Genomic DNA, 14,513 nt, shown 5'->3' with positions numbered 1-14,513 from the left:
TCATCGCCGAGCAGTTCAAGGCCAAGGAAAAGCTGATCTCCGCCAACATCCAGGCGCTGCATGTTGTCCTCATAGGCCGCACCGGCTTCGGTGTAGCGGGCGTAACGGTCCTTCGAGGTACCGCGGGTGAAGAAGGAGCCGCGGGTGGGATGGGCGCCGGGATAGGTCCGGTAGGTGATGCCGTCGCCATCGACATCGAGGTAGCGGCCGAACTCCTTGCCGGCTTCGAGCTCTTCGGCGGTCATCACCTTGCCGCGATCCATCTTTTTGGAGTCATCCCAGACGAGCGGGCGCGTGAGGCGCTCGTTCATGCCGATGTCGAGATCAAGCAGAACAAACACCGGGGTTTGCAGGCGCTCGGCAAGGTCAAACGCCTGGGCGCCGAAGGTGAAGCACTCATAGGGGTCTTCGGGGAAGAGCAGGACGTGTTTGGTATCGCCATGCGAGGCATAGGCGCAGGCCAGAACGTCACATTGCTGGGTGCGGGTGGGCATGCCGGTGGAGGGGCCGGCGCGCTGGACATCGAAGATGACAGCGGGGATTTCGGCGAAATAGGCTAGGCCGAAGAATTCCTGCATCAGCGAAATACCGGGGCCGGAGGTGGCGGTGAAGGCGCGCGCGCCGTTCCAGGAAGCGCCGATGACCATGCCGATGGAGGAGAGTTCGTCCTCGGCCTGCACGATGGCGAAGTTATGCACGCCGGTTTGCTTATCGACGCGAAAGCGGGTGCAGTATTTCTGGAAACCCTCGACCAGCGAAGTGGACGGGGTGATGGGATACCAGGCCGCGACCGTGGCGCCGCCATAAACCGCGCCGAGGCCGGCGGCGGCGTTGCCTTCGATGGCGATACGATCACCCACGGCGTTGGAGCGGCGCACACGCAGGCCGATGGGGCATTGCAGGTTGGTTTGCGCGTACTCCCGCCCCATGTGCAGCGCCTGGATGTTGGCGGAGATCAGCTTTTCCTTGGCCTTGAACTGCTCGGCGATGAGGGCTTCCAGCACCTCGATCTCGATATCCAGCAGAGCCGCGATGGCGCCGACATAGATGATGTTCTTGAAGAGCTGGCGCTGGCGCGGGTCAGTATAAACACGGTTGCAAAGCTCGGTGAGCGGCATGCCGATGATGACGATGTCGTTACGCAGGCGGCTCTCGGGCACCACGCGGCTGGAATCGTAGAACAGATAGCCGCCGGGGAGGATGGAGGCGATGTCCTGGTCCCAGGTTTGCGGATTCATCGCAACCATGAAATCCGTGCCCTCGCGCGCACCCAGGTAGCCGGCCTCGGAGACGCGGATCTCATACCACGTCGGCAGGCCCTGGATGTTGGAGGGGAAGATGTTGCGCGTGGCCGCAGGTACGCCCATGCGCAGGATGGCCTTGCCGAACATCTGGTTGGCGCTGGCGGAGCCGGAGCCATTGACGTTGGCGAATTTGACGACGAAATCGTTGACGCGGACGAGGCCGTCAACCGGTTTTACGACTTGGAGCATGCTGTTCCCGCCTGTGCCATATCGAAGAGAAAACGTTGCATATCCCAGGCACCGGTTGGGCAACGCTCGGCACACATGCCGCAGTGCAGACAGACATCCTCATCCTTGACCATGATGCGCCCGGTCTTCAACCCGCTGGCGATGTAGAGATCCTGGCTGAGGTTGCGCGCCGGGGCATTAAGGCGGCCGCGCAGATCGGCCTCCTCGCCATCGGCGGTGAAGGTGATGCAATCCTCGGGGCAGATGTCGACGCAGGCATCGCATTCGATGCAGGCGGGGGCGGAGAAGACGGTCTGCACATCGCAATTGAGGCAGCGCTGGGCTTCGGCGAGGGCCTGCTTAAGATCGAAGCCAAGCTCGACCTCGGTTTTGATATTGGCCAGCGCCACGGTTTTTTCAGCATGGGGGACGGCGAAGCGGTGGTCGTTGGAGACCTCGTTGTCGTAGCTCCACTCGTGGATGCCCATTTTCTGGCTGGCCATGCTCACGGCCGGGGCCGGACGGTCCTCAACCGCGCGGCCCTGGCAGAGACGATCAATGGAGATGGCCGCCTGGTGGCCGTGGGCGACGGCCCAGATGATGTTTTTGGGGCCGAATGCGGCGTCGCCGCCAAAAAATACTTTTTCGTTTGTGGAGCTGTGGGTGGTCTCATTCACCACCGGCATGCCCCAGCGGTCAAAGGCGATGCCGATGTCGCGCTCGATCCAGGGGAAGGCGTTCTCTTGGCCGACGGCGAGCAGAACGTCATCGCATGGGATATGTACATCCGGCTCGCCATTGTTCACCAACTGGCGGCGGCCTTTATCGTCGTAGACGGCGTGCACGGTCTCGAACACAACGCCGGTCAGGCGGTTGTTCTCATGGGTGAACTCCTTGGGCACCATGAAGTTGAGGATGGGAATGTCCTCATGCATCGCATCTTCTTTTTCCCACGGGCTGGCCTTCATTTCCTTGAAGCCGGAGCGGACGACGACCTTGACGTCCTCGCCGCCCATGCGCCGCGCGGAACGGCAGCAGTCCATCGCCGTGTTGCCGCCGCCAAGCACGACGACCCGCTTGCCGATGCTGGTGACATGACCGAAAGAGACCGAGGAGAGCCAGTCGATCCCCAGATGGATATTGGCGGCGGCTTCCTGGCGGCCGGGGATGGCGAGATCGCGCCCGCGCGGGGCGCCGGTGCCGATGAATACGGCGTCATAGCCATCATCGAGCAGGGATTTGAGGCTGTTCACCCTTTCGCCGAAGCGGGTTTCAACCCCCAGGCCCAGGACATAGCCGACTTCTTCGTCAATGACTTCCTCGGGCAGGCGGAACTTGGGGATCTGGGTGCGGACCATGCCGCCGCCCTTCTCGTTTTCATCAAAAATGGTGATCTCATAGCCAAGGGGGGCGAGATCGCGCGCCACCGTGAGCGAGGACGGCCCCGCGCCGACCACCGCGATGCGCTTGCCGTTTTTTGTGGCGGCGGGGGATGGCATGCGCTCCGCGATATCCCCCTTATAGTCAGCGGCGACGCGCTTGAGCCGGCAGATGGCCACCGGCTGCTCCTCAACCCGCCCGCGGCGGCAGGCAGGCTCGCAGGGGCGGTCACACGTCCGGCCCAGAATGCCTGGAAATACGTTGGATTTCCAGTTGACCATATACGCATCGCCATAGCGGCCGGCGGCGATCAGGCGGATATATTCGGGAACCGGCGTATGGGCCGGACAGGCGAACTGGCAATCCACCACTTTGTGGAAATAGCCGGGATCTTTGATATCGGTCGGCAGCAAGTCCCATTCCTCCAACACCAGCCATAGTCCGCCATGATGGAACTGGCCTTCCAGGCTGCTTAGCGCTTACTCATGCTCTCACGGCATTGCATCCTATCGGGTAGGCGCGTGTTTTGACCGGAAACAGCCCCTCAGCAACATTTCACGCATGCATAAAACGCATAGCACCCCGCGCCATGCCCTGGAGAAATTGGGCATGGCCCGCGAGGTGAGGCCGGCGCGAACGGCGGGGGCGAACCCCCGCCGCGGTTGGAGCGGGATTCAGGCCAGCGCGTTTTCCACCGGCTCGCAGATGTAGCCCAGCGCAGCGGCGACAGCCGGGTGGGTGACTTTGCCGGCGTGGACGTTGAGGCCATCGCGCAGGTGGCGATCGTCCTTCAGGGCCTGTTTCCAGCCTTTATCAGCCAGCGCCAGGGCGAAGGGCAAAGTCGCATTATTGAGCGCGAAGGTGGAGGTGCGGGCGACGCCGCCGGGCATGTTGGCCACGCAATAATGAATCACGCCGTCAACCACATAGGTGGGGTTGGAGTGGGTGGTGGCGCGCGAGGTCTCGGTGCAGCCGCCCTGGTCGATGGCGACATCGACGATGACCGCGCCCTTCTTCATGGTTTGCAGCAACGCGCGGGTGACCAGCTTGGGCGCCGCGGCGCCGGGGATCAGCACCGTGCCGATGACGAGATCCGCCGTGGCGATATGGGTGGCGATGGCGTGCTGGGTGGAGAACACGGTTTTGATGCGGGTGCCGTGCTGGGCCACGAGGCGGCGCAGAACGTCAGTGTTGCGGTCCACCACGGTGACATCAGCGCCCATGCCGATGGCGATGAGGGCGGCATTCGCGCCCGAGACGCCGCCGCCGAGAATGAGCACCTCAGCCGGGGCCACGCCGGGGACGCCGCCGAGCAGCATGCCGCGCCCGCCGGTGGCGTTTTCCATGTAATGCGCGCCCACCTGCACGGCCATGCGGCCGGCGACTTCGGACATCGGGGTGAGCAGCGGCAGCGCGCCGGAGGGGCTGGTGACGGTCTCATAGGCGATGCAGGTGGCGCCGGAGGCCAGCAGGTCTTTGGTTTGCTCGGGGTCTGGAGCGAGGTGGAGATAGGTGAACAGAACCTGGCCGGGGCGCAGCTTTTTGCGCTCGGCGGACAAGGGCTCCTTCACCTTGATGACCATTTCGGATTTGGCCCAGATATCATCAGCTCCGGCGACGATTTTGGCGCCGGCGGACTCATAGTCGGCGTCGGAAATGCCGATGCCGTGCCCGGCCCCGGCTTCGACCGAGACTTCATGGCCGCGATGGGTGAGTTCACGCACCGAGGCGGGCACGAGGCCGACGCGGTCTTCATGGTCTTTGATTTCAGCCGGTACACCGATACGCATGAGACAATTTCTCCCGTTTTCAAACCGGCCGAGGTTTCAGCCGTTGAGGTGAATAATAGCTGGATTCCGTAAAATTTTTCACGAATTTAGTATGGATTTTGGGGTATTGATGGTGATATATTCTAATAAATCATCAATTATTTGAAGTTTATGTTAATGAATGAGATCGACGCGCGGGATGTGCAAATTCTGAACGCCTTGCAGGGTGATGGCCGGCTCTCCAACGCGGAGCTGGCGGAAAAGGTGAATTTATCGCCATCGGCCTGTTTAAGGCGGCTGCATTTGCTGATGCAGGGGGATCTGGTGGCCGGGACGCATCTGGTGCTCGACCAGAGCGCGGCGGGGTATCCGGGGACTGCTTATGTTTTCATCACGCTCGATGGGCAGGACCGCAAGAAGCTGGACGCATTCGAGGCGAAGGTGAATCTCGTGCCGCAGATTCAGGAATGTTATCTGCTGGCCGGGCAGTCGGATTATCTGTTGCGGGTGATTTTCCGGGACATGGCGGATCTGGAGCGGCTGCACTCGGAGGTGCTGACCAGCGTGCCGGGGGTGAGCCGGGTGCAATCAACCCTCACGCTGCGCACGGTGAAGCGGACGGCGAAGCTGCCTTTATAGTCGAAACAAAAACGGCCGGAGCCGAAGGTCCGGCCGCATTGCCGTTAGACGTAGCAGATTTTTGATAAGAGGCTGATTCACGCTTTCGGCTGCCGCGCTTGCGCGCGTCAGCCTCAAACGATCAGACTCTTAGAACAGCAGGCCCGCTTCCAGAGTGCTCTGGAAAATGCCGCGGTCGTTGGCGTTGCTGCCAAAACCGGTCTTGGTGCCGTTCGCCTGGGTACGGTTGAGCAGGTAGAGGTAACCAACGTCCGCACGGGCGAACAGGTCCTTATACTGCCAGGTCGGGGTTGCCGAGAAGCCAACAGCTTCGGCATCCGGCGCAATGAACCAGGTGCTGTTGTCGAGGCTGGAGGTGTGCGAGGTGAAGTACTCAACCCAGCCGCCCAACGAGTAGGGGGTGTTGGCGAAAGAGTAGTCACCGAACACAGCGGCGCCCAAGTTGCTGGTCGCCTTATTCTGGCCAAGCTGCGCGTCAGCCTTGGCGATCTGGTACTGCACTTCGGGCACCACGTTCAGGTTGCCGTTGGTGTAGCTGTAGTAGGCGCCAACCATCTGCGAGTTATCAAAGTAGGAGCCGTAGTTGTAAACAGAGGTGGTGTTGTAGTTGCCGGTGCCGGCGTAGGTATGGGCATTCAGGCCGGTGCGGCCCAGGTTGCCGGCGTAAAAGACGCTGAGCGTGTTGTTGGAATTGAACGAATAGCTGCCCAGAGCCTGCAGGAAGTTGAACACGCCGGTGTCGTAACCATCGCCCAGCTGCACGGAGGCCGAGACCGGGCCCTGCGAATAGTTGAGCTGCACGCCGCGATCCTGGGCGTTTTCAACATAGAAGATGCCGGTGGTGAGTTGGTTGGAATTGTTCCAGTCAACGCCGGATTCGTAGCCTTCGAGCGAGCCCATCTGGCCGACGGAGACCGTGAACGGCGAGCCGGTGGGCGCGACGGTGACATAACCGGCATAGAGCGGGCCGGTGGAGAGGTTGCTGATGGTGGTCTGGCTCGGGGCGGTGCCGAGGGTGACGGCGCCGCCGTTGGAGCCGACTTCAACCGTGAACTGCAGGACGCCGGAGGTCTTCTGCAACTCGACCAGGCCGTTGGCGACGTTGGCGCCGATGTCCTTGTTGGTGCCCGGCATGTTGCCGTTGCTGTTGGTCTCGCCCAGGTAATAGCCATAGCCGTCAACGCCGCCGCTGAGCGCGAGCGAGCCGAGCGGGCCACCGTCAATCGTGATCGCCGTGGGGCCGCTCATGGCCTGGGCCGCGTGAAGAGCGAAAAGAGAGGACGCGGCGACGAAGCCCAGTCCGAGAAGTTGCCGACGCATGGTAATCATTATGCCTCCTGTTTGCGCAGCGGTTGCGCTTAAATGCCTAAAACGTAGCCCGAAACGTCCCTCATTCAGGGGAAAACCTGATTTTGCGCCATCTCGTCACAACGAAATGGCAATCTACATGCCGATCCGGTCACCCGGCCAGTCAAAAGAAAGCGTATATTCGTTTTGCAACACTCCTGTTGCTTAAATAACACAAATTCCGTCTGAAATTTAATCTCTTACGGCGCGGCGCTGCCTACCGATTGCCTGCCGCCCGGCTAGAGCCTGATTGGTTTATGTGCGATCAGGCTCTAGCCATTTTTTGAGGGCGATTCACGCTTTCGGCTCGCTCGGCTGAGCGAACCTCAAACGATCGCGCTCTACAGAGAATGCGCGGGGCCAACGTTATTATTGAGCGCCGCCGCTGACAAAAAGCCAAGGCCGGAAGCCGCAAGACAGAGAATCACGGAGGCGGCGGCATAGAGCCCGGCGCGGCCTGGCTGGCCGGAGCGGATGAGGTCCACGCTCTGCAGGCTGAATGATGAGAATGTAGTGAATCCACCGCAAATGCCGACCGTAACGAAAACCCGCGCCTCATATGGCAGGGCGAATCGGTCTCCGCTGCCGGTGAGCATGCCGAAAAAGCTGATGACGAAGGAGCCGATGACATTAATGAGCAGCGTGCCCCAGGGAAAGGCGGGGCCGGTAAGCAGGACCATGGCGTTGCCCAAGGCGAAGCGCGCCACACTGCCGAGCGCCCCGCCAAGGGCAACCCAGAGATAGGCGGCTACATCGTCCATCAGTTGAGTTCGGCGAGCAGGGTTAGTTGCTCATCGCGCGGCTCGATGTGGTCGGTGAGGGCGATCGGGTAGTCGCCGGTGAAGCAGGCATCGCAGAAGGCCGGTTTTTTGGGGTCGCGGCCGGGTTTGCCCAGGGCGCGGTAGAGGCCGTCAATGGAGATGAAGGCCAGGCTGTCAACGCCGATCAGCTTGGCCATCTCCTCGACGCTGTTGCGCGCGGCGAGGAGCTTGCTGCGCTCGGGCGTATCAATGCCGTAGAAGCAGGAATAGGCGGTCGGCGGGCCGGCGATGCGCATATGGACCTCGGCAGCCCCGGCGGCGCGGACCATCTCGACGATTTTCTGGCTGGTGGTGCCGCGCACGATGGAATCATCCACCAGCACGACGCGCTTGCCCTCCAGGATCGCGCGGTTAGCCGAATGTTTCAGGCGCACGCCAAGATGGCGGATCTGGTCGGTCGGCTCGATGAAGGTGCGCCCGACGTAGTGGTTGCGGATGATGCCGAGTTCGAAGGCGATGCCGCTGGCCTCGGCGAAGCCCATCGCGGCGGGGACGCCGGAATCGGGCACGGGGACGATGACATCCGCCTCGGCCGGGGCCTCCTTGGCCAATTGCGCGCCGATGAGCTTGCGGGCGTTGTAGACGGAGGTGCCCTCCATCACCGAGTCGGGCCGGGCGAAATAGATGTATTCGAACACGCAAAAGCGCGGGCTCTGCGGCGCGAAGGGCTTGATGCTGCGCACGCCGGTATCGTCGATCAGCACGATTTCGCCGGGCTCGACGTCGCGGATGAAATCAGCGCCGACAATGTCGAGCGCGCAGGTTTCGGAGGCGAGAATCCAGCCGGCGTTGCCATCCGCGCCGTGCACACGGCCGAGGATGAGCGGGCGCACGCCCAGCGGGTCGCGCACGCCGATCAGGTGTTCATCGGTGAGCGCAACCAGCGAATAGGCGCCGATGACCTGCTTGATGGCGTCAATCAGCCGGTCGATGACGCTGGCATAGAGGCTGATGGCGATGAGGTGGACGAAGACCTCAGAGTCCATGGTGGACTGGAACAGACAGCCCCGGCGGGTGAGCGCCTTGCGCAGGGTGTGCGCGTTGGTGAGGTTGCCGTTATGGCCGACAGCGAAGCCGCCGAATTCAAACTCGGCGAACAGCGGCTGCACGTTGCGCAGCACGGTCTCGCCCGTGGTGGCGTAGCGATTATGGCCGATGGCGCGCGTGCCGGGCAGGCCGGCCATGATTTTCGCGTCGCCGTAATTGTCGCCCACAAGGCCCAGGCCCTTATGCGAATGGAAACGCACGCCATCATGCGTGACGATGCCGGTTGCCTCCTGCCCGCGATGCTGCAACGCATGCAGGCCAAGCGCCGTTATCGCCGCTGAATCAGTGACGTTCCAAGCACCGAATACGCCGCACTCCTCATGAGGCTTGTCATCATCGATCACGGTAGCCTCTACCCCCACTCTAAATCGCTCGCGCCTCAACTAGCCTTGTGACAGTCCGATGTCGAGAAGAGCATGCGCATTGCTCTCCCCCGCTTTGTTAATGCGCGCTCAGCGCGCTGCCCGCGACCGGCTGCTGCATCAGGCTTCCAGCGCTGGGCGCGGGCTTGCCTGGCAGCGGGTCCACCTTCGGTTGGTATTGTTTGGGCAGCAGAGAAACCAGCGCCGTGGCTCCCTGATACGCCATTGGCAGAAAACGGGCGTTGTTCACCGGAGCGGGCCATTGCTCGGGCGCGACGCCGACGGAAAGCGCGATATAGGCCAGGCAGACGACGAGCGCGCCGCGCACCGCGCCGAACACCAGGCCGAGGCTGCTGTCCAGCCCGGAGAGGGCGGAATCTCTTACATAGCCGCCGATCAGCGCGCTGATCAGGCTCAGCACGATCAGCACCACGAGGAAAACCAGCGCCATCGAACCATAGTCAACAAGGTTTTTGGGCAGGATGCTCGCCATTTCGGGCTGCACCAGGGAGTAGAATTTCACTGCCGCGAAGGCGGCGCCGATCCACGCGGCAACGCCCAGGGCCTCGCGCACAAAACCACGCACCATGGAGAACGCCGCGGAGAGAATCACAATCACCAGGGCCGCGGCATCAATCCAGGTCATTCCTGCTCCTTGTTCTTGGTCTTGGGCGCGGCACGTTTTACCCCTGATGTGGCGATGCCAACAAGATCCGTGAGATGGCCGATCTCCAGCAGCTTGAGGCTGGAGGGAATGGCGATCCGCGCCGCCCCGCCCGCCACGCGCTTGGGCGCCGCGGCCTGGGCGAAGCCGAGTTTGGCGGCTTCCTTCAGGCGCAGCTCCGCCTGCGCGACCTGGCGCAGCTCGCCGGAGAGGCCGATTTCACCGAAGAAGACCATGGAAGGGTCGGTTGGAACATCTGACGCGGCGGAAATGAGGGCGGCGGCCACCGCCATGTCCGCCGCCGGTTCGGTGACGCGCAGGCCGCCGGCGACGTTGAGGTACACATCGTTCATCGCCAATTTTAAGCCGCAACGCGACTCCAGAACCGCCAGCAGCATCGACAGCCGCCCGGAATCCCAGCCGATGACGGAGCGGCGGGGCGAACCGCCGGGATTAGGCGCGAGCAGGACCTGGATTTCCACCAGAACCGGGCGCGAGCCCTCCAGCCCAGCGAACACCGCGCTGCCGGAGACATTGCCCCGGCGCTCCGCCAGGAACAAGGCCGAGGGGTTGAGCACCTGGGCGAGGCCGCCGCCGGTCATCTCGAAGACGCCAATTTCATCAGTGGCGCCAAAGCGGTTTTTCACACCGCGCAGAATGCGGAACTGGTGGCCGCGGTCGCCTTCGAAATGGAGCACGACATCGACCATGTGCTCCAGCACGCGCGGGCCGGCGAGGTTGCCCTCCTTGGTGACGTGACCCACCAGCATGAGGGCGAAACCCTGGGATTTGGCGGCGCGGATGAGCTCGAACGCAGCGGCGCGGACCTGGGTGACGCTGCCGGGGGCGGAGTCCACGCTTTCGGTCCACATGGTCTGGATGGAGTCGATGACGACCAGCGCGGCATCGGGGAATTGCGCGAGGCTGGCCAGGATGTCCCCCAGCTGGGTGGTGGCGGCGAGGTGCATCGGCGCATCGGTGAGGCCGAGGCGGGCAGCGCGCATGCGGATCTGGTCCACCGACTCTTCGCCAGAGATGTAGATGACCTGGCTGCCCGCACAGCCCAGCGCGGCGCCCGCCTGTAATAGTAAAGTGGATTTGCCGATGCCGGGATCGCCGCCGACCAGAACGACCGATGCCGGGACCAGCCCGCCGCCGAGCACGCGGTCAAACTCCGCGATGGTGGTGGGCACGCGCGGCGGCGGCGGCGTTATGCCCGAGAGGCCGACGAATTCGATCTTTTTGCCGCGTGCGTTGCCGGTGGCTTTGAGGCCGCCGGGCAGCGCCGGAATGGCGGCCTGCTCCTCCAGCGTGTTCCAGGCGCCGCAGGCCTCGCAGCGCCCGCCCCATTTGGGGAACACACTGCCGCAGGCCGAACAGACGAAGGATTTGGCCGGCTTTGCCAAATCAGCCCGGCTGCCAGCCGAAATTCTTGGTCAGGAACGACAGCATATCCGCCTGGTCGGCGGGTGTGAGGTTGAGGGCGGTAAGGCTCGCGATGACCGCGGGTGCCGATTCCAGGGCGATCGAGCTGGCGCTGGCGGCGGCAACCAGGGCCGGGGCGGCGGTGGCCTCACTGGCGGCTTGGCGCCATTGCGCGATGAGGCCCGGATCAGTCAGCCGCGGCAGCACCATGATGAAATCCAGCCGCGCGGCGCAGGCGGCGGCGCGGTAGGAGGTGTCCAGGAAGGGGGTGACGCTGGGGCCGAGGGCCGTGGCGTCGGGCAGGTTGGGAAACGCCGGGTCGGGGCTGATGCTGCCGTCAGCGTTTTGCAGACCCAGGCTGAACACCGGCACGCCGCCGCCGGCGGTTAGGGGGGCGATATCCTCAGGCACACCCTCGCCGCAGAGGAACACCGCATCCACCTCCCCGGCGATGAAGGCGCTGATTTTGGCATCCGTGCTGCGCAGGCCGAACACCGGAAGCGTGGAGACGCCAAGCCGGGCCAGGGCGAGCAGCGCGGCGAGATCGTTGCTCTCGGGCTGGTCGGCCGCCAGTTTCAAAGGGGCCATGGATTGCAGGGTGTTTAAATCCGGCGGTGCGCCGGCGGGCAGGCGCGCCACCAGCACACCGGAGTTGGCCCCGGCCATCAGCGGCACCCAGCGCGTGGGGTCAAAATGCACGCGCGAATCGCTGGTGAGCCAGGCGGTCATCGCCGCTCCCGGCAAAATGGCCGCGGTTTTACCGTCGGGGACAACCAGCGCGTCCAGCCGGTTGGCGCCGGTGACGCCGTCCAGCCCGCCGACCGCCTGGGTGGCGATGGTGGGCGCGCCGGGAAAGCCGGACTGCATCGCCAGCGCACAGGCCTTGCCCCAACGGCTGGTCTGTTGGCCGTCCGGCCCGGCCACCAGCAATGTGAGGGCAGCCAAGGCCCGCGCACGCCCCGCACCAAACGGCACCAGGGACGCCAAAGCCAATCCGCGCATAAGCTGCCGGCGATTCATTCGGACTACCACCCTCTTTCGGTCAAACGGCACGTCACGCCTTATTCGTGGCCAATTAATGGCAGGCTCAATCGTCGTACTGAACAAGCGCCTCGAAGGGAACGTCTAACTTCTGGCGGCCGTTCAGGAAGGTCAGCTCGATCAGCGCGGCCGCAGCGACCACGTCGGCACCGACGTTCTGCAACAGTTTAATGCCAGCAGCCATGGTGCCGCCCGTGGCCAGCAGATCGTCGACCACCACCACCTTCGCGCCCGGCGTCACGGCATCGGCCTGAATTTCGATCCGGTCGGTTCCGTATTCCAGATCGTAGTCCAGCCCCACGGTCTCGCCAGGCAGCTTGCCGCGCTTGCGCAGCATGACAAAGCCGCAGCCCAGCTTGAGCGCCAGCGGCGCGGCCAGCAGAAAGCCGCGGCTCTCCACCCCGGCCAGCACGGTGGGATGATACGCCCGCACCACGTTGGCCATCCGGCCCATGGCCACCTGCCAGGCATCGGCATGGCGCAGCAGGGTTGAGATGTCATAGAAAAGAATTCCCGGCTTGGGGAAATCAGGGATGCCGCGAATGTGATCTTTCAGGTTCATGGAGGCGTCTATAGCCGACCCGCCGGGCGGGGCAAACCTTTGCCGGAGAGTCTATTCATCCCAGCCCGCCGCGGCCGCCTCGTCCGCCGCGCGGGCGGCCACCCACTGGCGGGTGCCGTCCTCGCGCTCCTCGGCCTTCCAGAACGGGGCGCTGGTTTTCAGATAATCAATCAAAAACGCCACCGCCTGCAGGGCATCGCCCCGGTGCGCGCTGGCCGCCGCCACGAACACGATGTTCTCCCCCGGCAACAGCCTGCCGACGCGATGGATGATGGTGCAGCCGGTAAGCTCCCAGCGGGCCTGCGCGCAGGCTGCGAGTTTTGCCAAAGCCGCCTCGGTCATGCCCGGATAATGCTCCAGCGTGAGGGCGGCGATTCGCGGGCTGCCGCCATGGCTGGCGCGCACGATACCGGTGAAGCTGGCGATGCCGCCAGTCTCCTCGCCGCCAAGCCGCGCCAACTCGGCGCCGGGGTTGAAATCCGCCGCCTGGACGAGGATGCGCGGCAATTCAGCCACCTGTGACGGGCGGGAAAAAAGCCACCTCGGCGGCGCCGGCGAGGGGGGTGTCCAGGCCTGCGAATTCCTGGCCGATCGCGCAGCGGATCAGCCTGGGGTCAGCGAAAGCGGCGGCATGGCCGGGCGAGCGCGCGCGCAGCCAGGAAATGAGGCCGCCGACTGTGGAGACGCCTTCCGGCAGGGGCAGATTTTCCTCGGTCTGCCCTATTTTTTCCCGTACCCAGGCAAAATAAAGCAGCTTCATTTTAATTGCCGCTGCTGGCGGAGGGCACCACCTGTGGCGCCGCCCCCGCAGGAACCGCGTATAAGGTGCCGCCGGCTGTGCCGGTGGAGCCTGGCGCTGGCCCCTGCCCGGGCGGGTAGGGCGAGGGCAGCGAGGGCGTGTAGGACTGGCCGAGCGGCAGATTCGCGTTTTTCTGGATGTCGCTCAACGTCGGCATCGGCTGCACCGGGCCGGGCCAGACATCGCCCGCCTGCGGCGGAATCGGCGTGACATCCGGGCTTTTGCCAAGGGAACGCTGGGCGGTTTCGCTCGCCACCCTGGGCGCATTCGGATTGCCGAACGGCCATAAGGAGTCCGCGGCGAAATGGCGCTCGCTCGCGCAACCGGACAACAACAATACCAGACCCAGAACCAGACGATGCCGCAAAACCGTGACTCCCATGCGCTTGCGCCCGTGTTTAGCCGAACCGGCGCCCGGAGGAAATGCGCGCTTGTTCAGGCGCCGGGACGGGGGGCGCTGGCGTGGCGCAGTCCGGCGGTGAGGTAATCCCAGCCGGTGACAAGGGTGAGGACCGCGGCCATCCATAACAAGGTGCCGCCGATCCAGGCCATCGGCAGCCAGCCGAGCCCGATGATCCGCGCGCCGCCGCTCCCCAGCAGCAGCAGGCCGAGCGCCACCATCTGCACGCCGGTTTTCCATTTGGCCAGGCGCGTCACCGGCAGGCCGATGCGCAGTTCAGCCAGATATTCGCGCAGGCCGCTGACCAGGATTTCGCGCAGCATGATGACGATGGCGGGGTAGATGCCCCAGCCCGGCAGGTGGCCAAAGCCGACCAGCGCCATCAGCGTCGCGCCGATCAGCAGTTTGTCGGCGATCGGATCGAGCATGCGGCCGAAATCCGACAGTTGGGCCATTTCACGGGCCAGCCGGCCGTCAAGATAATCGGTCACCGCCGCGATGAGAAACACCAGGGCGGCCAGAAAATCCGCCCAGGGCGCGCCGATGGCGACAAAGAGCACGAGCAAGGGAATCGCGCCGATGCGCGAGAGGGTGAGGATATTTGGCAGATCACTTATCATTTTGCCCACCGTAGCTGGATTTTCGTTCCGGCGGAACAGCTAATGCGGCTTCAATTTCCTGCAGACAGGCAGCGCCCGCCCCGGCGGCGGCGGCCTCCAGCCCGCGGTAGGCCGCGAGCAGGCGCCCCCCAAGCGGCGTGAGCCGTGCGCCGCCGCCCCCTGCCC

Annotated in this window: 15 protein-coding genes; 1 reads left to right on the top strand and 14 read right to left on the bottom strand. The window is 63.9% G+C overall.

Going from position 1 to position 14,513, the window contains the following annotated elements:
* The 3 genes from HKL97_RS08455 to ald all read right to left on the bottom strand — a co-directional run.
* Nucleotides 1-1,493: 2-oxoacid:acceptor oxidoreductase family protein (locus tag HKL97_RS08455; protein ID WP_291424331.1), on the bottom strand; the 1,493-nt coding region annotated here is incomplete at its 3' end.
* On the bottom strand, nucleotides 1,478-3,265 hold the full coding sequence (locus tag HKL97_RS08450) for an FAD-dependent oxidoreductase (RefSeq protein ID WP_291424329.1): 1,788 nt from the start codon (nucleotides 3,263-3,265) through the stop codon (nucleotides 1,478-1,480). The genes HKL97_RS08450 and HKL97_RS08455, both read right to left, overlap by 16 nt.
* 261 nt (nucleotides 3,266-3,526) lie before the next feature.
* The gene (ald, locus tag HKL97_RS08445; protein WP_291424327.1) at nucleotides 3,527-4,642 is read right to left on the bottom strand and encodes an alanine dehydrogenase; all 1,116 of its coding nucleotides are present in this window, start codon (nucleotides 4,640-4,642) and stop codon (nucleotides 3,527-3,529) included.
* 156 nt (nucleotides 4,643-4,798) lie between these two features.
* Here ald and HKL97_RS08440 point away from each other — a divergent pair, with 156 nt between their 5' ends.
* Nucleotides 4,799-5,260, top strand: coding sequence for an Lrp/AsnC family transcriptional regulator (locus tag HKL97_RS08440; protein WP_291424324.1), 462 nt, complete (start codon nucleotides 4,799-4,801; stop codon nucleotides 5,258-5,260).
* Nucleotides 5,261-5,389: 129 nt separating this feature from the next.
* On the opposite strand, the gene HKL97_RS08435 is transcribed toward HKL97_RS08440, so the two are convergent.
* The 11 genes from HKL97_RS08435 to pgsA form a co-directional block, all read right to left on the bottom strand.
* Nucleotides 5,390-6,589: an outer membrane beta-barrel protein gene (locus tag HKL97_RS08435; RefSeq protein ID WP_291424322.1), complete on the bottom strand. Its 1,200-nt coding sequence runs from the start codon at nucleotides 6,587-6,589 to the stop codon at nucleotides 5,390-5,392.
* Between the two features lie 359 nt (nucleotides 6,590-6,948).
* Complete coding sequence (gene crcB, locus HKL97_RS08430; protein ID WP_291424320.1) at nucleotides 6,949-7,368, bottom strand: fluoride efflux transporter CrcB; 420 nt, start codon at nucleotides 7,366-7,368, stop codon at nucleotides 6,949-6,951.
* Nucleotides 7,368-8,819: an amidophosphoribosyltransferase gene (purF, locus tag HKL97_RS08425; protein ID WP_291424318.1), complete on the bottom strand. Its 1,452-nt coding sequence runs from the start codon at nucleotides 8,817-8,819 to the stop codon at nucleotides 7,368-7,370. The genes crcB and purF overlap by 1 nt, the downstream gene beginning before the upstream one ends.
* 97 nt (nucleotides 8,820-8,916) lie before the next feature.
* The gene (locus HKL97_RS08420; protein ID WP_291424316.1) at nucleotides 8,917-9,483 is read right to left on the bottom strand and encodes a CvpA family protein; all 567 of its coding nucleotides are present in this window, start codon (nucleotides 9,481-9,483) and stop codon (nucleotides 8,917-8,919) included.
* On the bottom strand, nucleotides 9,480-10,907 hold the full coding sequence (gene radA, locus HKL97_RS08415; protein ID WP_291424314.1) for a DNA repair protein RadA: 1,428 nt from the start codon (nucleotides 10,905-10,907) through the stop codon (nucleotides 9,480-9,482). The genes HKL97_RS08420 and radA overlap by 4 nt, the downstream gene beginning before the upstream one ends.
* A gap of 1 nt (nucleotide 10,908) precedes the next feature.
* Nucleotides 10,909-11,871 carry a hypothetical protein gene (locus tag HKL97_RS08410; RefSeq protein WP_291424311.1) on the bottom strand — a complete coding sequence of 321 codons (963 nt, stop codon included), beginning with the start codon at nucleotides 11,869-11,871 and terminating at the stop codon, nucleotides 10,909-10,911.
* A gap of 142 nt (nucleotides 11,872-12,013) precedes the next feature.
* Nucleotides 12,014-12,529 (bottom strand): adenine phosphoribosyltransferase, encoded by a 516-nt coding sequence (locus HKL97_RS08405; protein ID WP_291424309.1) that lies wholly within the window; start codon nucleotides 12,527-12,529, stop codon nucleotides 12,014-12,016.
* Between the two features lie 51 nt (nucleotides 12,530-12,580).
* Entirely contained in the window at nucleotides 12,581-13,036 is a 456-nt protein-coding gene (locus HKL97_RS08400) for a molybdenum cofactor biosynthesis protein MoaE (protein WP_291424307.1), read from the bottom strand.
* A gap of 1 nt (nucleotide 13,037) precedes the next feature.
* Complete coding sequence (gene moaD / locus HKL97_RS08395) at nucleotides 13,038-13,289, bottom strand: molybdopterin converting factor subunit 1 (RefSeq protein ID WP_291424305.1); 252 nt, start codon at nucleotides 13,287-13,289, stop codon at nucleotides 13,038-13,040.
* A 1-nt stretch (nucleotide 13,290) separates the two neighbouring features.
* On the bottom strand, nucleotides 13,291-13,710 hold the full coding sequence (locus tag HKL97_RS08390; protein WP_291424303.1) for a hypothetical protein: 420 nt from the start codon (nucleotides 13,708-13,710) through the stop codon (nucleotides 13,291-13,293).
* Nucleotides 13,711-13,763: 53 nt separating this feature from the next.
* Nucleotides 13,764-14,348: a CDP-diacylglycerol--glycerol-3-phosphate 3-phosphatidyltransferase gene (gene pgsA, locus HKL97_RS08385; RefSeq protein ID WP_291424301.1), complete on the bottom strand. Its 585-nt coding sequence runs from the start codon at nucleotides 14,346-14,348 to the stop codon at nucleotides 13,764-13,766.
* Nucleotides 14,349-14,513 lie beyond the last annotated feature (165 nt).

This window comes from Acidocella sp., from assembly GCF_013044125.1.
Classification (GTDB): domain Bacteria; phylum Pseudomonadota; class Alphaproteobacteria; order Acetobacterales; family Acetobacteraceae; genus Acidocella.
Note: the sequence above shows the minus strand (reverse complement) of the source record. Positions and strands in the feature narration are given on the sequence as shown.